This is a genomic window from Microbacterium invictum, from assembly GCF_034421375.1.
GTDB classification, from domain to species: domain Bacteria; phylum Actinomycetota; class Actinomycetes; order Actinomycetales; family Microbacteriaceae; genus Microbacterium; species Microbacterium invictum_A.
The window spans coordinates 551,088-569,126 of sequence record NZ_CP139779.1 but is presented as its reverse complement, the minus strand read 5'-3'; the positions used below and the strand labels follow the sequence as shown (position 1 = coordinate 569,126).

19 protein-coding genes are annotated in these 18,039 nt (G+C 70.8%); 7 read left to right on the top strand and 12 right to left on the bottom strand.

Features of this window, described 5'->3' with window-relative positions:
• Window positions 1-97: 97 nt before the first annotated feature.
• Window positions 98-1,096: a DUF2332 domain-containing protein gene (locus tag T9R20_RS02790; protein ID WP_322411041.1), complete on the bottom strand. Its 999-nt coding sequence runs from the start codon at window positions 1,094-1,096 to the stop codon at window positions 98-100.
• 377 nt (window positions 1,097-1,473) lie between these two features.
• Between T9R20_RS02790 and T9R20_RS02785 the strand changes: the two genes are divergently transcribed.
• Entirely contained in the window at window positions 1,474-1,854 is a 381-nt protein-coding gene (locus T9R20_RS02785; RefSeq protein ID WP_322411040.1) for a hypothetical protein, read from the top strand.
• Here T9R20_RS02785 and T9R20_RS02780 read toward each other — a convergent pair.
• The 8 genes from T9R20_RS02780 to T9R20_RS02745 all read right to left on the bottom strand — a co-directional run bounded on the left by T9R20_RS02780 (window position 1,844) and on the right by T9R20_RS02745 (window position 9,263).
• Window positions 1,844-2,293: an NUDIX domain-containing protein gene (locus tag T9R20_RS02780; RefSeq protein ID WP_322411039.1), complete on the bottom strand. Its 450-nt coding sequence runs from the start codon at window positions 2,291-2,293 to the stop codon at window positions 1,844-1,846. The two genes, T9R20_RS02785 and T9R20_RS02780, sit on opposite strands and share 11 nt — an antisense overlap.
• A gap of 11 nt (window positions 2,294-2,304) precedes the next feature.
• A complete protein-coding gene (locus T9R20_RS02775; protein WP_322411038.1) occupies window positions 2,305-3,249 on the bottom strand; it encodes a hypothetical protein in 945 nt (314 codons plus the stop codon).
• 127 nt (window positions 3,250-3,376) lie between these two features.
• On the bottom strand, window positions 3,377-4,549 hold the full coding sequence (locus tag T9R20_RS02770; RefSeq protein WP_322411037.1) for an acetyl-CoA C-acyltransferase: 1,173 nt from the start codon (window positions 4,547-4,549) through the stop codon (window positions 3,377-3,379).
• On the bottom strand, window positions 4,546-5,007 hold the full coding sequence (locus T9R20_RS02765; RefSeq protein WP_322411036.1) for a hotdog fold thioesterase: 462 nt from the start codon (window positions 5,005-5,007) through the stop codon (window positions 4,546-4,548). Before T9R20_RS02765 ends, T9R20_RS02770 begins: the two co-directional genes overlap by 4 nt.
• On the bottom strand, window positions 5,004-6,188 hold the full coding sequence (locus tag T9R20_RS02760) for a bifunctional 2-methylcitrate synthase/citrate synthase (protein ID WP_322411035.1): 1,185 nt from the start codon (window positions 6,186-6,188) through the stop codon (window positions 5,004-5,006). The genes T9R20_RS02765 and T9R20_RS02760 overlap by 4 nt, the downstream gene beginning before the upstream one ends.
• A gap of 8 nt (window positions 6,189-6,196) precedes the next feature.
• Window positions 6,197-7,096 carry a methylisocitrate lyase gene (gene prpB / locus T9R20_RS02755; RefSeq protein WP_322411034.1) on the bottom strand — a complete coding sequence of 300 codons (900 nt, stop codon included), beginning with the start codon at window positions 7,094-7,096 and terminating at the stop codon, window positions 6,197-6,199.
• On the bottom strand, window positions 7,096-8,622 hold the full coding sequence (locus tag T9R20_RS02750; RefSeq protein ID WP_322411033.1) for an MmgE/PrpD family protein: 1,527 nt from the start codon (window positions 8,620-8,622) through the stop codon (window positions 7,096-7,098). Before T9R20_RS02750 ends, prpB begins: the two co-directional genes overlap by 1 nt.
• Window positions 8,619-9,263, bottom strand: coding sequence for a GntR family transcriptional regulator (locus tag T9R20_RS02745; RefSeq protein WP_322411032.1), 645 nt, complete (start codon window positions 9,261-9,263; stop codon window positions 8,619-8,621). The genes T9R20_RS02750 and T9R20_RS02745 overlap by 4 nt, the downstream gene beginning before the upstream one ends.
• A 145-nt stretch (window positions 9,264-9,408) precedes the next feature.
• On the opposite strand from T9R20_RS02745, the gene T9R20_RS02740 reads away from it, so the two are divergent.
• The 6 genes from T9R20_RS02740 (at window position 9,409) to T9R20_RS02715 (ending at window position 15,451) form a co-directional block, all read left to right on the top strand.
• A complete protein-coding gene (locus T9R20_RS02740; RefSeq protein ID WP_322411031.1) occupies window positions 9,409-10,326 on the top strand; it encodes an ABC transporter ATP-binding protein in 918 nt (305 codons plus the stop codon).
• Window positions 10,327-10,441: 115 nt separating this feature from the next.
• The gene (locus T9R20_RS02735) at window positions 10,442-11,929 is read left to right on the top strand and encodes a polyketide antibiotic transporter (protein WP_322411030.1); all 1,488 of its coding nucleotides are present in this window, start codon (window positions 10,442-10,444) and stop codon (window positions 11,927-11,929) included.
• Window positions 11,922-12,404, top strand: a complete 483-nt coding sequence (locus T9R20_RS02730) for a helix-turn-helix domain-containing protein (protein WP_322411029.1) — start codon at window positions 11,922-11,924, stop codon at window positions 12,402-12,404. Before T9R20_RS02735 ends, T9R20_RS02730 begins: the two co-directional genes overlap by 8 nt.
• Window positions 12,401-13,930: a carboxylesterase/lipase family protein gene (locus T9R20_RS02725; RefSeq protein ID WP_322411028.1), complete on the top strand. Its 1,530-nt coding sequence runs from the start codon at window positions 12,401-12,403 to the stop codon at window positions 13,928-13,930. The genes T9R20_RS02730 and T9R20_RS02725 overlap by 4 nt, the downstream gene beginning before the upstream one ends.
• A gap of 37 nt (window positions 13,931-13,967) precedes the next feature.
• Window positions 13,968-14,489: a ribonuclease H gene (locus tag T9R20_RS02720; protein ID WP_322411027.1), complete on the top strand. Its 522-nt coding sequence runs from the start codon at window positions 13,968-13,970 to the stop codon at window positions 14,487-14,489.
• Window positions 14,490-14,527: 38 nt separating this feature from the next.
• The gene (locus tag T9R20_RS02715; protein ID WP_322411026.1) at window positions 14,528-15,451 is read left to right on the top strand and encodes a hypothetical protein; all 924 of its coding nucleotides are present in this window, start codon (window positions 14,528-14,530) and stop codon (window positions 15,449-15,451) included.
• A gap of 134 nt (window positions 15,452-15,585) precedes the next feature.
• On the opposite strand, the gene T9R20_RS02710 is transcribed toward T9R20_RS02715, so the two are convergent.
• From T9R20_RS02710 to T9R20_RS02700, 3 genes are read right to left on the bottom strand one after another with little or no spacing between them, the layout of a single operon-like run.
• Entirely contained in the window at window positions 15,586-16,050 is a 465-nt protein-coding gene (locus tag T9R20_RS02710) for an NUDIX domain-containing protein (RefSeq protein ID WP_322411025.1), read from the bottom strand.
• Window positions 16,050-17,063 (bottom strand): aldo/keto reductase family protein, encoded by a 1,014-nt coding sequence (locus T9R20_RS02705; RefSeq protein ID WP_322411024.1) that lies wholly within the window; start codon window positions 17,061-17,063, stop codon window positions 16,050-16,052. The genes T9R20_RS02710 and T9R20_RS02705 overlap by 1 nt, the downstream gene beginning before the upstream one ends.
• Before the next feature lie 23 nt (window positions 17,064-17,086).
• On the bottom strand, window positions 17,087-18,016 hold the full coding sequence (locus T9R20_RS02700; RefSeq protein WP_322411023.1) for an aldo/keto reductase: 930 nt from the start codon (window positions 18,014-18,016) through the stop codon (window positions 17,087-17,089).
• Window positions 18,017-18,039 lie beyond the last annotated feature (23 nt).

The following is an 18,039-nucleotide window of genomic DNA, read 5'->3' as shown; positions in this document are numbered from 1 at the left end:
CGCCACGGCCGCCGCGCCCGCGCGGATTTTCCGCCTTCCCGCGGATGGATTGTGCCCGGATGGTCCGCGTGAGCGCGAATCTCCGCAGGTGCGAGGTTCAGACCCTGAGCGCCGCGCCGAGGATCGCCTCGTAGCTCTGCCCGTGCGTGCCCGCGAGGGCGAGCGGTTCGCCGTTCACCGCGAGGATGTTGCGCCCACCGGCATCCACCCCCGCCTTCGTGGTGATCTCGGCGAAGACGTCCGACCCCTCGTTGCTCACCCAGGTGACGTCGTCGAGGCTGCGCATGAGGTCGGCGAAGGCGGCACGGCGCTCGGCATCGAGGTACATGACGACCGAGCTGTGATAGACGACCACGCGCGCGTCGCGCGGCGCGCGGGCAACGAGATCGGGAACACGCTCGAGGATGTCGCCCTGCTCGAGGTGCGGCGGGTCGGCCGCGGCGATCGCCGCTGCGGCGTCCAGGCGCCGACGACGATGATCGTGCTCGGGCCAGATGAGCGTCTCGAGCCAGGTGAGGGCGGCGGGGTCGGTGATATCGAGCGGGTTGAGGTCGATTCCCGCCCGCCAGACGACATCGGGGAGCCTCTCGGGAACGCTCGGCTCGTCGATCGTGCATTCGAGGATGGCACTGCTCGGGCCGTCAGCCGGGTCGAGCGCGCGCACGTCGCCGCCGACGTCATAGCGGTAGCTGTAGCGATCGGGGTAGAGGGTGAGCCCCGCCGACGCGCCGGCCTCGATGAGGGCGAGCGGACCGAGCAACCGCGAGAGCACGGGCAGAAGCACCGCGCACCGCCCCGCCTCGTTCGTCTGCGTCGCGCGCACGAGCGCCTCCGCGCGGAGCTCCGGCCAGTGGGCGAGCATCCATTCTCGGAGCGGCGGGAACGGCCCGACGGGCGCGCCGAGCAGGCGCGCGCAGGCGAAGATCAGGTGCGGCTGCTGCTTGCGCCGCGGCAGTTCGGCGAGGAGCGCGAGGATCTCGGGGTCATCCGCGATCGCGCGCGCCCAGTCCTCGTAGATCGGCGAGGTGCCGCTGGCTTCGAGGTCGGCGAACCGTCGGTAGCCGACGGCGATGCGGTCGAGGTCGGAGTCGCGCATGCGGGAACGCTACCAAGCGTCGATGACACCCCCGTAATGGGCTGGCGCGACGCCGCAATCGACCCCACCACGGGGCTGAGCCGCCTCCGTGGGCGGCGGGCGACGTCCCGAGCTCCTGCAACTCGCGCCTCGTTGGGCGCCGCAGCCCCGAGTCTCCTGGTTTCGCGCTGGATCTGCAGGAGTTAGGGACGACGGCGTCGGCATAGCTCCTCAGATTCCGCCTTCGACCGCCGAGAAGCCCGCTTCGGGCGAGCGATCCGCGCGGCGGAGAGGAGTTGGGGACGGCGGCGCGCACGATCCGTCGGGCGACAGGCTCGCCGTCCACCGCCGGGTTCCGAACCCTGGCCTCGCAGAGGTCCGGCGGCTAGGGTCGCACCATGACGCAGCAGTCGACGGTCGAGCCGGCCGCCATGGCGCCGCCGCGGCGCCCTGTCAGCCGAGGCATCGTGTTCGTTGTGGGCGTGCTCGTCATCCCGTTCGCGGTCTCGGCGATCTTCAACGGGTACGGGGCATTGACCGTCGACTCGGCGTTCCGCATGCACGCCGCGACCGTCGCGGGGCAGACCATCGCAATCCTCACGGCGGTCCTCGTCGTCGCACTGACCATCCGACGTCGTTACGCCCTGCCGGCGATCCTCGCGGTCTCGCTCATCGCGATGCTCGTGACCGCGCACGCCTTCGGCGTCATCGAGAGCTCGGGCCATCTTCTTCTCACTCGCCTTGACCTGATCGCCGAGACCGACCTGCTCAACCCCTGACGTCGGCGATCACCCGGTCTATCCAGCCACGACGGTCGAGCGAAGCGATGTCGCGTCGCGCGAACCATCCGATCTCGACCAGCTCGACGCCGTCCGGCGTGGGCGGCGTCCGCAGCACGCACTCGTACGCGGTCGTGACGTAGCCGACGCGGTCGCCGTTCGGATAGGTGACCATCAGAGGCTCACCGCCGTAGACGCCGACGATGCCCGTCACATCGATCTCGGCATCGAGCTCTTCGCGCACCTCTCTCATGACGGCCTCGAGAGGTTCCTCGCCGGGTTCGACGGCCCCGCCGACGAGGCTCCACGTTCCCGAGTGGGCGTGCCGGGCCAGCAGCATCCGATCGTCATCTCGGATGACGGCGGTGACGCCGGGCAGGAGGAGCAGGTCGTTCCCGATCCGCGACCGGATCGATGAGATGTATTCGGATGCCGGCATTCCCGTCTCGCTCACACGGTCGAGCGGGATGCGTCGGCCGAGGTCGCGCGGCTCGCGTCACCCTCGGGCGGTCCAGACCGTCGCCGCCGGAGCACCGGGACGAGGAGCGCGCCCAGGACACCGATGATGGCAGCGAGGACGATCGGAGGCAGCACGATCTCGGGATTCGTGAGTGCCATACGGAACACCTCCACGCCGTAAGCCGCCATTTCACCGGGATACGGCGCGAGCACGCGAGTTCCGGCTGCCGCGGACACCGCCGTGAAGAAGGCAGGCCCGATCCACAGGGCGGCGAGGCTGACGACCACCGCCGCCACCCGCCCGACGGTGCCGAAGCCGCACCACGCGATCGCACACCCGATGAGAACGGCCGGAAGCCAACGGAAGACGAACAGGGCAACGGTGGTCGCAGGATCCGGACCGAAGGTCAGGATGTCGCGCAGCGCGACGCCGACCCACGACGCCGTCACCAGCGCCACGAGCGAGAGGCCTATCGTCGCGCCGGGAACCGGCGCGAAGGCGATGAGACACAGCACAAGCGCACCGGTCAGGACCGAGACTGCGATGACGGCTCCGACGAGAAAGAGGTAGACGTCGGCGCGCGAGGATCGCTCGAGGAGCGCTCGCGTCGTCAGCAACGATTGACACGCGGCGACGATCTGCACGGCGAGGACCCCGGCGATGAGCAGGAGACCGCCGAAGCGCGGCCGTCGACGGCCGAGGATTCTCGCCGCGAGGCCCGCGAGGGCCGCCCCGACGACGAGGAGGGCGACGATCGATGTGAGGTAGTACTGGCTGACCGGGAGGAGGACGGGGGGTTGGTCCGGCGTGACGCCCAGATTCTGCAGCGGCAGCGCTCCCCCGGTGACGAGCCACGGCAGGAGTCCGATCACAGCCGCGGCGGCACCGAGGGCGCCCCAGACGAGGAGCGGGAGCGGCTTCGTCGTCGATGTCATCCGCGCAGACTACCGAAGCAGCTCGCTCTCGCGGGCTCGACGCTCGGGGCGCAGCAAGGGCTTGGACACCCTCAACGCCGCACTCGCGCGAATGGCGCCCGGAACGGCTGCGCGAACTGCGCGAGCGTCAACCGAGACGCTCGATGATCGTCGCGTTGGCCATGCCGCCGCCCTCGCACATGGTCTGCAGGCCGTACCGACCGCCTGTGGCTTCGAGGTACGCCAGCATCGTCCCCATCAGTCGCGTGCCCGACGCTCCGACCGCGTGACCGAGGGCGATCGCCCCGCCCCACGGGTTCAGCTTCGCCGGGTCGGCACCGACCTCTGCCAGCCAAGCGAGCGGCACCGACACGAACGCCTCATTCACCTCGTACACGTCGAGGTCGTCGACCGACAGCCCGCTCCGCTCGAGGATCCGCCTCGTCGCCGGAATCGGCCCGGTCAGCATCATGAGCGGGTCGTCGCCGACCACGGCGAAGGAGTGCAATCGGGCGCGGGGCGTCAGCCCGAGCGCGAGCGCCCGCTCCTCGCTCATGATCAGCACCGCCGACGCGGCATCGGTCAACGGCGACGAGTTGCCCGCCGTGATCTGCCACGACAGCTCGGGGAAGCGGTCGGCGAGCTCCTCGGTGCGAAACGCCGGCCCGAGCGCCGCGAGCTTCTCGGCCGTCGTCCCCGCCCGCACCGTCTCGTCCGTCGAGGCTTCGACTCCCGCCACCGGGATCACCTGCGACGCGAATCGCCCCTCGGCCCACGCCGTCGCGGCGCGCCGGTGCGACTCCGCCGCGAACTCGTCCAGCATTTCTCGCGACAACCCCCACCTCTGCGCGATGAGTTCCGCCGAGACCCCCTGGTTCACGAGTCCGTCGGGATAGCGAGCCAAAAGACCGGATGACGGCGACCCGCCCTGGCGCGACGACCCGAGCGGCACGCGGCTCATCGACTCCACTCCCCCGGCGATGACGACGTCGTACGCCCCGGCGATCACGCCCTGCGCGGCGAAGTGCACCGCCTGCTGGCTCGACCCGCATTGGCGGTCGATCGTCGTCGCCGGAACCGACTCGTCGAACCCCGCAGCGAGCACCGCCTGCCGGGCGATGTTCATCGCCTGATCGCCGATCTGGCTCACGCATCCGAGGATCACATCGTCGACCTGCGCCGACTCCAGCCCGTTCCGCTCGAGCAGGCCCTCCAGCACGCCCGCGGCGAGATCCACCGGGTGCACCTCCGACAGCGCGCCGCCCGGCTTCCCACGCCCGGCCACCGTCCGCACCGCGTCGACGATCACCGCCGTGGTCACAGCGCCATCCTCCGGTCCGGGGTGGCGTACGAGCTCCGCTGCTCGATCACCGCGAGGGTGCAGCGAGAGATGCAGACCAGCCGGTCCGCGTCGTCCACGATCCGGATCTCCCACACGTGCGCGCGCCGTCCGAGATGCACCGGCGACGCCGTCGCCGTCACCCACCCCGACGACACCGGACGCAGATGGTTCGCGTTGATCTCCTGCCCCACGACGTGGAACTTCTCCCGGTCCACAGCGAGGTACCCCGCCCACGACGCCAGCGTCTCGGCGACCGCCACCGAGGCCCCGCCGTGGAGCACTCCCGCCGGCTGCGTCGTGCGGTGGTCCACCGGCATCCGGCCGACCAGCGCGTCATCCCGCACCTCGACGATCTCGATGCCGAGGTTCTCGATCATCGTGCCGGACGCCATCGCATCGAGGTCGACGGCGGCGACATCGCCGAACCAGATGCTCACCCGGCCGACTCCTCCGGGCGCTCGGCGGCGGAGAGGACGGCGTCGTCGGGTACGTACCCCTCGATGTGCCGCTCGTCGGGACCGTTGTACTCCGACAGCGGGCGGATGAGGGCGTTCGCGCCCAGTTGCTCGATGACGTGCGCCGTCCACCCGACGATCCGCGCCGCGACGAACAGCGGCGTGAAGGTGAGGGTGTCGAAGCCCATCAGGTTGTACGCCGGACCCGACGGATAGTCGAGGTTCGGGTAGATGCCCTTGCGTGAGACGAACTCCGACTCGAGCGTCTCGTAGAGCGCGAGCACATCGGGCCGGTCGTAGTGCGCGACGAGGGTGTCGAGCGCCGCCTTCATGGTCGGCACCCGCGAGTCGCCGCGCTTGTACACGCGGTGACCGAAGCCCATGATCTTGCGCTTCTCGGCGAGCGCCGCATCCAGCCACGGCACCACGTTCTCGGCCGCGCCGATCTCGTCGAAGATGTGCAGCACGGCCTCGTTCGCCCCGCCGTGGAGCGGCCCCTTCAGTGCCCCGACCGCGCCGACGACGGCGGAGTACAGGTCGCTGAGGGTCGAGGCGATCACCCGCGCGGTGAAGGTCGAGGCGTTGAACGAGTGCTCGGCGTACAGGATCATCGACCGGTTGAACGCGTCGACGACGACCGGGTCGGCCTCTTCGCCGAAGGTCATCCAGAGGAAGTTCGCCGCGTAGTCGAGGTCGTCGCGCGGCGCGACGGGCTGCTGACCCCGCCGGCGCCGCTGACCGTAGGCGACGATGGCCGGGAGGACGGAGAAGAGACGGATGCTGCGCGAGAGGTTCTCCGCAGCAGAACCGCTCGCGTCGAGGACCGAGCCGCTGCCGGCGAGGTCACGCGCACCGATCAGGCTCAGGGCCGTGCGCACCTCGTCCATCGGGTGCGCATCGAGCGGCACCAGGTCGATCCCGGCCCGGACGTCGGCCGGGAGCACGCGGTAGGAGCGCTCGGTCGCCCGGAGTCTGGCGAGCTCGACCTCGGTCGGCAGCTCGCCGTTCCACAGCAGGTAGGCGACGGCCTCGAAGGGCTGGGTCGCGGCGAGCTCCTGCACGGGATACCCCCGGTACAGCAGCGAGTTGGTCTCGGGATTGACCTTCGAGACCGCCGTGTAGTCCACGACGACGCCGGCGAGGCCCTTCTTGATGTCGGTCACGCGATCTCCTATCGCTCGATCTGGAAGGTGAAGATGTCCTGGTCGAAGTGGGCGTACTGCTCGTAATCGATGAGGTCGTACAGGTCGGCCCGGTGCTGCATCTCCCCGAGCTTGGAGGTCAAGTGCCCCTGGTCCACGAGCGTATCGAGAGCCCGCGACGCCGCCCCCATCGCGATCCGCAGCAGCGACACCGGCCAGATGACGATGTTGACCCCGACGTCGCGCAGCTGCGACACCGAGAAGAGATCGCTCTTGCCGAACTCGGTCATGTTGGCCAGCATCGGCACGTCGATCGCCCGGCGCACGGCCTCGAACTCCGACAGGTCGCGCATCGCCTCGGGGAAGATCGCGTCGGCCCCGGCGTCGACGAGCGCGCGGGCGCGGTCTATCGCGGCATCCAGTCCCTCCACCGCACGGATGTCGGTGCGCGCCATGATGAGGAAGTTCGGGTCGCGCCGCGCATCCACCGCTGCGCGGATGCGCTTGACGGCCGTGTCCTCATCGACGACCGACTTGCCGTCGAGGTGCCCGCACCGCTTCGGGTTGACCTGGTCTTCGATGTGCATGCCGGCGATGCCGGCGTCTTCGAGGGTCTGAATGGTGCGGGCGACGTTCATCGGCTCGCCGAAGCCGGTGTCGGCGTCGATGAGCGCCGGGAGGTCGGTCATGCGGGCGATCTGCTGACCCCGCCCGGCGACTTCGGGGAGGGTGGTGAGCCCGATGTCGGGCAGACCGAGGTCGGCGGAGAGCACCGCCCCCGAGATGTAGACACCCTCGAAGCCCTTCCGCTCGAGGAGGCGTGCCGACAGCGGATTGAAGGCGCCGGGGAACCGCAGCATCTCGCCCGTGGCGAGCCGCTCGCGGAATGCCCGGCGCTTCTCGTGGGCGGGGACGGTGGAGTACAGCATCAGAACAGCCCCTTCGGTGCGGGCGCGGTGGCCAGCACCCCGGGCTTCGCGATGATCGACAGCTGTCGCACCTCGTCGGCGGTCAGCTCGGGCAGGCGCTCCACCAGTCCGAGGAAGCGCTCGATCTCCTCCGGCGCGAGCACCGGCTCGGCGAGCAGCCTGAACTTCCGCACATAGTCCTCGCGCGCGAAGGGTCGCGCCCCGAGCGGATGCGCGCCGGCGACGGCGATCTCGTCCTCGATCACCGTGCCGTCGGTGAGCGTGATCACGACGCGACCGCCGAAGGCCTTCTCGTTCGGGTCGTCGGAGTGGTACCGGCGGGTCCACTCGGCATCCTCGGCGGTCGTGATCTTCCGCCACAGCGCGACGGTGTCCTCGCGGCCCGCACGTTCGGGGGTGTACGAGTCGACGTGGTGCCACCCGCCATCCTGCAGCGCGACCGCGAAGATGTACGGGATCGAGTGATCCAGGGTCTCGCGCGACGCGGTGGGGTCGTACTTCTGCGGGTCGTTCGCGCCCGACCCGATCACGTGGTGGGTGTGGTGCGAGGTGTGCAGCACGATCGACGCCACCTGCGCCGGATCTGCGGCAGCCGGGTGCTCGCCGTGGAGCTTGCGCGCCAGGTCGATCCAGGCCTGCGCCTGGTACTCGGCGGAGTGCTCCTTGGTGTACGAGTCGAGGATCGCGCGCTTGGGCTCCCCCGCCGCGGGAAGCGGCACGTCGTACGACGCATCGGGGCCGTCGAGCATCCAGGCGATCACGCCGTCCTCGCCCTCGTAGATCGGCGACGGCGACGTCTCGCCGCGCATCGCGCGGTCGACGGCTTCGACCGCCATCTTCCCGGCGAACGCCGGGGCGTGGGCCTTCCAGGTGGAGATCTCGCCCTTGCGCGACTGCCGGGTCGCCGTCGTGGTGTGCAGGGCCTGGCCGACGGCCTGGTAGATCGTCTCGACCGGCAGGTCGAGCAGCGTGCCGATTCCCGCGGCCGCCGAGGGACCGAGGTGGGCGACGTGGTCGATCTTGTGCTTGTGCAGGCAGATCGCCCGCACGAGGTCGATCTGGATCTCGTAGCCCGTGGCGATCCCGCGCAGCAGCGCGCGCCCGTCGGCGCCGACGTGCTGGGCGACGGCGAGGATCGGCGGGATGTTGTCGCCCGGGTGGGAGTAATCGGCGGCGAGAAAGGTGTCGTGGTAGTCGAGCTCGCGGACGGCGACCCCGTTCGCCCACGCCGCCCACTCGGGGCTCGTCCGCCGCTCCAGCGCGCACCCGAAGATCGTCGCACCGTCGCCGCCGACCGACACCGCGTGGTCGAGCGCCTGCTGGCGTGCGGCGCTGACGGGCGCCCGGGTGAGCGAGGCGGCCGCCACGGCGGCGTTGTCGATGATCCGGTTGATGATCATGTCGGTCGTCTCGGCGTCGACCTCGACGGGATCGGCGGCGACCTCGGCGACGTGCCAGGCGAGCTGTCCCTCACGGGCGAGGTGTTCGTCGCTGCGGTGGACGCGCAGGTGGTGCGTGACGGTCATGCTGCTCCTTGCTGGGTGCGGGGGGATGCGATCACGTGCGAGAGCGCGTGGTGGAGGTGAACGTGGGTGGCATGGGCGGCGAGGTCGGGGTCCCCGTCGGCGATCGCCTGCGCGATCAGATGGTGTTCCGAGACGGATGCCGCGAGGCGGCCGGTGTGCTCGCGGGCGAGCCTGCGCACCCGCACTAGGTGGGTGCGGACGGTGCGGAGGGCCGCGGCGAGGTAGTCGTTGCCGTGCGCCTCGTCGAGGGCGGCGTCGAACCGCGCGATGAGGGCGTAGTACTCCTCGCGAGCTTCGGCGCTGCTGACGTCGACCTCGGCGAAGCGCTGCGCCAGCTCGGCGAAGCGACGGCGATGGTGACTGCGGGCGGCGGCACGCGCCGCCGTCTCTTCAAGGGCACGGCGCACCTCGAAGAGGGCGCGGATGTCGTCGGAGTCGATCGGCGCCACCACCGTCATGCGCGGCGACTGCTGCACGACCAGTCCGTCGGCGACCAGTCGCGCGAGCGCTTCGCGCAACGGCGTGCGGCTCACACCGAGGCGCGTGGACTGCTCCACCTCGCCGAGGACGGTGCCGGGAGCGAGGACCCCCTGCTGGATCTCGTCGAGGAGGGTCGCGTACGCCCGATCGCTTGCCCGCACAGTACCTCCTCGTGAACACGCCCAGTGTATACACATGGCGCGGGTTACGGCATCGAGACCGGACAACGAGCGTCCGCCGGTATACACTGCGCTATCACTCGGCAGGCTATTCACAAATTCGTGAAACATGTGTAGCGTCTGGCCCATGACCGAGATCGTGCGCACGCGGAGCCTCGTCAAGCGATACGGCCGCGTGGCCGCCCTGGACGGGCTCGACCTCACCGTGTCCGCCGGTCAGGTGCACGGGTTCCTCGGGCCCAACGGCGCCGGCAAGTCCACGACCATCCGCATCCTGCTCGGGCTCGCGCGCCGCACGTCCGGAGACGCCACGGTCTTCGACGGCGATCCCTGGCGCGACGCGACGCGCCTGCACCGCCGGGTCGCCTCCGTACCAGGTGATGTCAGCGTCTGGCCGAACCTGACGGGCGGCGAGGCGATCGACTTCCTCAGCCGGCTGCGGGGAGCGAGCGCCCGCGACGAACGCTATCGGGCGGAGAAGGAGAGGCTGTGCCGGGTCTTCCAGTTCGACCCACGGAAGAAGGGCCGCACGTACTCCAAGGGCAACCGGCAGAAGGTCGCTCTCATCGCCGCCTTCGCCGTGCCCGCGGATCTGTACATCTTCGATGAGCCCACGAGCGGCCTCGACCCGCTCATGGAGCTGGTGTTCCGATCCGAACTGCAGCGGGTTCGGGCGGACGGCGCGACGGTGCTCCTCTCGAGCCACATCCTCCCCGAGGTCGAGCAGGTCTGCGACCACGTCTCGATCATCCGCGCGGGCCGGATCGTCGAGTCCGGCACCCTGGCGGATCTCCGGCACCTGACGCGGACCTCGGTGTCGTTCACGGCGCCGGACGGACCCCTTCCGCCGATGACCGCCGTCCACGATCTCGAGGCGGACAGCGGGCGCGTCCGCTTCACCGTGGACAGCGACCAGGTGCCCGACGTCCTCCCCGAGCTCGCGCGCCTCCGTGTCGAGGGCCTTCGCGTCGAGCCGCCCAGCCTGGAGGAGCTGTTCCTCCGCCACTACGGCGACGACGTCCGCGCCGACGGGGAGCGCTCGTGATCCTCCTCGGTCAGCGCCTCCGACGTGACGGGATGCAGCTGCTCGTCTGGATCCTCGCCACCGCCGCCCTCTGCGCCGCGTCGGCCGCCGGCGTCGCCGAGGCGTTCGGCACGGCGTGGAGCGCCAGACCCTCCTCGCCGTCGCCGTGGCCAATCCGGTCATCCTGCTCTTCCGGGGGCTTCCATCTGGTTCGAGCGAGGGCGCGTTCCTCGTCTTCACGATCCTGCCGTTCCTCGTTCTGCTCGGGGCACTGATGGCGAGTTTCCTCGCCGTGCGCCACGTGCGCGCCGAAGAGGAATCCGGCCGCGCCGACGCCGTCTCGGCGACGCCGGCGGGCCGGCACGCACCGTTCCTGGCCACCGTCGTGCACGGCGTCGTCGCCTGCCTCCTGCTCGGGATCGCCACGACATCCGCCTTCCTCATCGCCGGTCTTCCGGCCGCCGGCGGCCTCGCGCTCGGCGCGACGCTCGCGGCGGCCTCATCGGTATTCCTCGGCATGGGACTCCTCACCTCGCAGCTGTTCCGCAGTGCACGGGCGGCCAACTCGGTCTCGGTCGCCGTCATCCTCACGGCCTTCCTCGTCGCGGGCGTCGGCAACGCCCTCGGAACCGCCTCCGACGACCTCACGCGCATGGAGAGCTCGGGCCTCGCGTGGCTGTCGCCCTTCGCATGGGCCGAGAACGTCCGACCGTTCGCCGACGACGACCTCTCCCCGCTTCTCCTCTGCGTCGTCGCGGCAGCGGCGCTCATCGGCGGCGCGTTCGCGCTCCAGGCGACCCGCGATCTCGGTGCGGGGGTCATCGCCCCGCGGTCGGGCCGCGCCGCGGCATCCGCACTCCTCTCCCATCCCTTCGGTCTCGCGGTCCGTCTGAGCGCAGGTTCGCTCGTCGCGTGGGCCGTCGGCGCCGCCGTCGTCGGCGCCCTCGCCACCTCCCTCGGCGAGGTCATCGACGAGGTCGCGACGCAGAACCCCGCCGTCACCGCCCTGCTCGACCGCCTCGCCGCGGAGGGCTCGATGGACCAGGGGCTCCTCATCACCTTCTTCGTCATGGTGGGCGCACTGGCGGCCTGCTTCGGCGTACAGACCGTGCAACGCGCACGGCAGGAAGAGGTCCACGGCACGGCCGAGCAGACCCTCGCCACGCCGGTCGCGCGGGTGCGGTGGCTGGGCGGCTTCCTCGGCACAGCGCTCGCGGGCATCGTCGTGATCGTCGGGGCGGCAGTCGTCGCGGCGACCGCAGCCCTGCTCGCGCGGGGAGGCGACACCGCACTGCTCGCCGACGTGGCGATCGCGGGCGCGGGACAGCTCGCCGGCGCTGCGGTGTTCCCGGTGCTCACCGCGCTGGTGTTCACCCTGCTCCCCCGCGCCACCACGACGCTCGGGTGGGTGCTCGTCATCGCAGCGGTGTCGCTCGCCCTCTTCGGCACGCTTCTCGGACTCGACGACGGCCTCGTGTCGCTCTCGCCGTTCGCGGCGACCCCCGTCCCCGCCGCAGACGGCGTGGCGTGGAACGGCGGTCTGTGGCTCGTCGCCCTCACCGTCGTCGGGGTAGCGTCGACCCTGATGCTCATGCGACGCAGAGAGATTGCCACGGGTGGCTGAACCGGAGAGATCCCACCCGGGGGTCGAGCGCGCGGAACGGGCTGCCGCGATGCTGGCCGCTGCGGGGATGCCGCGGATGCCCGCCCGCGTGATGATGGCCCTGGTCGGCTCACCCGATGAGGGGTACTCCGCCGCGGACCTCGCCGAGCGCCTGGGGGTCTCGCCGGCCGCCGTGTCGGGAGCGGTCCGCTATCTCGAGTCGATGCGCATGGTGCACCGCCTGTCCCGCCCCGGCGAGCGCGTTGCCCGCTTCGACCTCATCGACGACGGCTGGCGGTCAATGGTCGTCTCGCAGTCGCCGATGTACGGGCGGCTCGCCGACGACATCGACGCGATCGCCGACGACAACGCCGACGCCCCGGCATCGGTGGAGAGAGCGCGCGACATGGCCGGCTTCCTCCGCCACCTCGAGAAGCGGATGCCGGAACTCGTCGCGGAATGGCAGGAATCGACCGGCAGGAGCCCGAGCACATGACAGACACCGCCACCGCCACCGCGCCCGCAGGCGTCTTCCACGGCGACGACCTCGACGGCGGGCTGCGCCGCTGGCGCGGCATCCGCTACGCCCTCTCGACCGCCGGCGAGGGACGGTGGCGACCCTCCGAACCCGCCCCGCCGTCGACCGACCCTGTCGAGGCGCGCACCTTCGGACCCGCCGCTCCCCAGGGCCACACCCCCGCGGTGAAGCTTCCCCCCGACTCCCCCACCGACGAGGACTGCCTGACGCTGAACATCTGGAGTCCGGATGCCGCGCACGGGCGTCCCGCCCCGGTGATGGTGTGGCTGCACGGCGGCGCCTACATCTTCGGGGCAAGCAGCCAGGCGATGTACGACGGCGCCGCGCTCGCGCGCGCCGGGGCGGTGGTCGTGACGATCAACTACCGGATCGGCGCTCTCGGGTTCCTCGATCTCACCCGGGTGTTCCCGAACGAAGGCCTCACCGCCAATCCGGCGCTCGGCGACATCCTTCTCGCCCTGCGGTGGGTGCAGAGCAACATCGCCGCGTTCGGCGGCGACCCTGAGCGCGTGACGGTGTTCGGCGAGTCGGCCGGCGGCGGCCTCGTCACGACCCTCCTCACGAGCCCCGCGGCCGAGGGTCTCTTCTGGCGGGCGATCGCCGAATCATCGCCCGCGTCGAGCGTCTACGACGGCGATCGTGCTGCAGGGATCGCCGATCGTATGCTCACCGAGCTCGGCGTCTCCGACGTCGCAGGGCTGCGTGCGGCCGACCCCGCCGCGATCGTCGCCGCGCAGATGGCGGTGTTCGCCGCGATCCCGGCCGCCGAGCCGGGCACGATCGCCTTCGCCCCCGTCATCGACGGCGATCTCGTCCCCGAGGCTCCCGCCGCCGTGCTCGGACGGGGCGACGGACACGCGGTGCCGCTCCTCATCGGCACGAACCGCGATGAGGCGTCGCTCTTTCGCATGATGAAGTCACCGCTCCTGCCCGTGGACGACGCGTCGATCGACCGGATGATCGCCGACCTCTCGGCGGAGCGCCCCGAGCTCGAGGTGCCGACGCGTGCCGAGGTGCACGCCGCCTACGAGGGGGTGAGGCACCACGCGATCGGCATGGGCATCGCCCGCGACATCGGCTTCCGCATGCCGACGCTCTGGGTCGCCGAGGGTCACAGCCGCCGCGCACCGACCTGGCTGTACCGCTTCGACCACGCCACGCCGATGCTCAAACTGCTGCGCATCGGGGCGACGCATGGGTCGGAGCTCGCCTACGTCTGGGGAACCTTCGGGGTGAACGCACACGACATCACCTTTCGCCTCGGCGGGAGGCGTGAGGCAGAGCAGATCTCCGAGCGCATGCGCGAGCGCTGGGTCACCTTCGCCGCGGGCGGGAGCCCGGACGCCGCGGGCGCCGAAGCCTGGCCGCCCTACGACACCGCCGAACGGGCGACCCTCGTCATCGAGACCGTCGACCGGGTCGTGCCCGACCTCGATCAGAAGCTGCGGGAGAGCTGGGGCGACCAGGTGCTGGCCTTCCCGTGAGTGCGGGCGCGGGTCCGAGCCCGGGTAGCGTATCGGGGTGACCAGCTACACCGTTGCCACCGACGGCGCCTGCAAGGGCAACCCCGGCCCGACCGGCTGGGCGTGGGTCGGCGAGGACGGCCACTGGGCCGCCGGCTCGATCGCGCTCGGCACCAACAACATCGGCGAGCTGACCGGGCTGCTGCGCGCGATCGAGGATCATCGCGAGGTCGCCGACCTCATCGTGCAGGCCGACTCGATGTACGCCATCGACACCTACACGAAGTGGATGGACGGGCACCGCCGTCGCGGCTGGAAGACGTCGACCGGTTCGCCGACGAAGAACCGCGACCTGCTCGAGCAGCTGATCGCGGCGCGCGACGCGCGACGCGCGGCGGGCCTCCCCGACGTCGTGCTGCAGCACGTGCGCGGCCACTCGGGTCACGTGCTCAACGCCTGGGCCGACGAGCGCGCGGTGCGCGCCGCCGAGCACGCCGCCGAGGGGAAGGAGAGCGCCTGGTCATCCCTCGGCTCTCATCCGAAGCTGGATGTCACGGTGGCCCCCAAGAACGGACGCTGACCGACCCCGACGCCGCGCGGCGGTTCTAGCCTGGAACCGTGGCAGAGGAGCCCGACCGCCTGCGCGACGACGAGCGTGCCGAGTTGCGCGCGCTCCAGCGCCGGGCCTACGGGCCGGACGCCGACATCCTCGCCGATCCGGCGGCGCTGCAGCGCCTGCGCGTCCTCGAAACCGCCGCGGCGCAGCGGCGAACGCCGGGCGACGCGGCGCAGTCGCACCCGAGGACGCCGGGCGCCTCGGACGATATCGGGCGCGACGTGATCGTCGAGGCCGCCGTCACCCTGCCGGAGGTCGGCACCGCGCCCGCCGGGGACACACCGGCTGGCGAGCAGCCGGCCGGAGGCGCCGCCGCCGCATCCGCTCCTCGGTCTCGCCGACCCGCCGTGCTTCTCCTCACCGTCGGGGCGGCGGTGGTCGCCGTCGCCGGGGCTCTCGTGATCTCAACCACCCCGGCGCCGGCCGAGAACGAGGATCTGGCGACGATTCGGCAGGACGCCGCCGATGCCGCCTCCGAGCGCCTGTCACTCGATGACGACGCGCCTCATCGGAACCCGTACGAGCTCTACTTCGACGGTAAGCGAGACGAGGTCCTCACCCTGCCGGGCGCGGAGGGCGTCGCATCCCGCGTGGTGTACGACGAGTTTCTGCCCTACGGCACGCTTTACGGACGCCTCGTCGGCGCGGGCCCGACCGAGGACGACCGGTTCTGCATGATCGTGGAGAGCAGCCCTTCGGCGGTGACGGTCTGCCTCGATCCGGCGATCTGGGGATTCGCCCCGCTGCCCAAGACCCTCGTCTTCCCCGCACCGCAGTTCGACGCCGCCTCGCCGGGCGAGGTCGCCTACGTCGGGTACACCCTCGAGCCCGACGGGCAGGTCGTCGCGCGTCCGGGAGTCGATCCCGCGTCGGCATCCGAGCCCGAACCGACCCGCACGGCCGTCCCGGCACCCGGCACCCAGTAGGCGCGCGTTGCACCGCCCCCGCGCCGTGCGCAACCGCGGGTCACGCGACCGACACCCCGGGGGACGGATGCCGCGGCGCGGCGTGTCACCCGAGATCCCCGCCGTTTCGGACGCGCCACGCGCCCGCGGGCGCGTCACACCTCGGCGAACCGAGCCTCGAGGGCGTCGATGGCGGGGCGCTGTCCCCTTACCAGGCGCTCGCGGGCCACGTCGAAACCGACCCATTCCGCCCGGTCGACCTCGGGGAACATCGCCCGCGTGCCCGACCGCGGGGGCCACTCCATCTCGAATTCGCCGAAGCCCGAGGTCGGAGCATCGAACCCCGCGCCGTCTCCGACGAACACGGTCACCCGCTTCCCCGACGAGTAGGCGTACGTCCCCAGCTCGGCGTAGTCGGCATCGGGCGCTTCGACGCCCAGTTCCTCGCGGAACTCGCGCCGCGCCGCCTCCAGCGGCGACTCGGCGTCGGGGTCGAACTCCCCCTTCGGGATCGACCACGCGCCGGCATCCTTCTTCGCCCAGAACGGCCCGCCCATGTGGGCGATGAGCACCTCGGGGTGCTCGCCGAGTCGGAAGAGGAGAATGCCGGCGCTGCGCATCAGGTGAGGCGCTTCTTCGGCGACACCCCGTCGGTGTGCGCAGGGTCGGCGAAGACCGCGTCGCCGAGGGCGGTGTCGATCGCCGCCATCGTGTCGGCGTCGAGCGTCACCCCCGACGCCTTGACCGTGTCGGCGAGCTGCTCGGGGCGCGATGCGCCCACGAGGGCCGCGGCGACGTTCGGGTTCTGCAGCACCCAGGCGATCGCGAGCTGGGGCATCGTGAGACCCGCCTGCTCGGCGATCGGCTTCAGTCGCTGTACGGCCTCGAGCACCTCGTCGCGGAGGAACCCCTTGATGAACTGCGCGCCGCTCTTCTCGTCGGTCGCGCGCGAGCCCTCGGGCACGGGCTGGCCGGGCAGATACTTGCCGCTCAGCACGCCCTGGGCCATCGGCGACCACACGATCTGCGAGATACCGAGCTCTTCCGACGCGGGGACGACCTTGCCCTCGATGACGCGCCACAGCATGGAGTACTGCGGCTGGTTGGAGATCAGCTGGATGCCGAGGCTCTTCGCCAGCGCGTGGCCCTCGCGCAGCTGCTCGGCGGTCCACTCCGACACACCGATGTAGAGGGCCTTCCCCTGCCGCACGACGTCGGCGAACGCCTGGAACGTCTCCTCGAGCGGCGTCTCGTAGTCGAATCGGTGCGCCTGGTAGAGGTCGACGTAGTCGGTTCCCAGGCGCTTCAGCGACCCGTTGATCGACTCCATGATGTGCTTGCGGCTCAGCCCGGTGTCATTGGGGCCCCCGGGGCCGGTGGGGAAGTACACCTTGGTGAAGATCTCCAGCGACTCCCGACGCTGACCCTCCAGGGCCTTACCGAGCACGACCTCGGCGGCGGTGTTGGCGTAGGTGTCGGCGGTGTCGAAGGTGGTGATGCCGGCGTCGAGCGCGGCGTGCACCGTCTTCACGGCGGCGTCGTCCTCGACCTGCGAGGCGTGGGTCACCCAGTTCCCGTAGGTGATCTCCGAGACCTTCAGTCCACTGTTTCCGAGATAGCGATATGCGACCACGTGGGTCCTCCTTCGAGAGCGGTTCAGGGCACGCGGTAGCCGGCGGCACGGAACAGTTCGTACCACTCGGCCCGCGTGAGGGGGATGTCGGAGCCGAGCGCGGCACCCTGCACGCGCTCGATGGTGGTGGTGCCGAGCACCACCTGCATGTTCGCGGGATGCCGCGTGATCCACGCCGTCGCGATCGCGATGGCAGGGACGTCGTAGGCCTTCGCGAGGCGGTCGATGACGGCGTTCAGCTCGGCGTACTCGGGGGAGCCGAGGAAGGTGCCGGTGAAGAAGCCCGCCTGGAACGGCGACCAGGCCTGCACGGTGATGCCGTGCAGGCGGCAGTAGTCGACGATCCCGCCGCCGTCGAGCACGACGGACTGCTCGGTGCCCGCCATGTTCGCCGCGACTCCCTGCGCGATGATCGGCGCGTGGGTGATCGACAGCTGCAGCTGGTTCGCCACGATCGGCTGGGTCACGGCGGTCTTCAGCAGCTCGATCTGCGCCGGGGTCTGGTTTGAGACCCCGAAGGCGCGCACCTTGCCCGCGCTCTCGAGGTGGTCGAACGCCCGGGCGACCTCTTCGGGCTCGACGAGGGCGTCGGGCCGGTGCAGGAGCAGGATGTCGATGTAGTCGGTCTTCAGCGCCTTCAGCGACCCCTCCACAGAGGTGACGAGGTGGTCGTAGGAGAAGTCGAAGTACGGGCCTTCGCGCACGATGCCGGCCTTGGTCTGGATCGTGATCTTCTCGCGCTCACTCGGCGACAGCTGCAGCGCGTCGGCGGCGCGAGTCTCGCAGCCGTGCAGCTCGTTGCCGTAGACGTCGGCGTGATCGAAGAAGTCGATCCCGGCGTCGCGCGCGGCGGCGACGAGCGCGCGGATCTCGTCGTCGGTCTTGTCGGCGATGCGCATCATTCCGAGAACGACATTGGGGGCGTCGATGCGGCCGAGGGTGATCCTTCTCATGGGCGATCTCTTCTCCGAGGGGC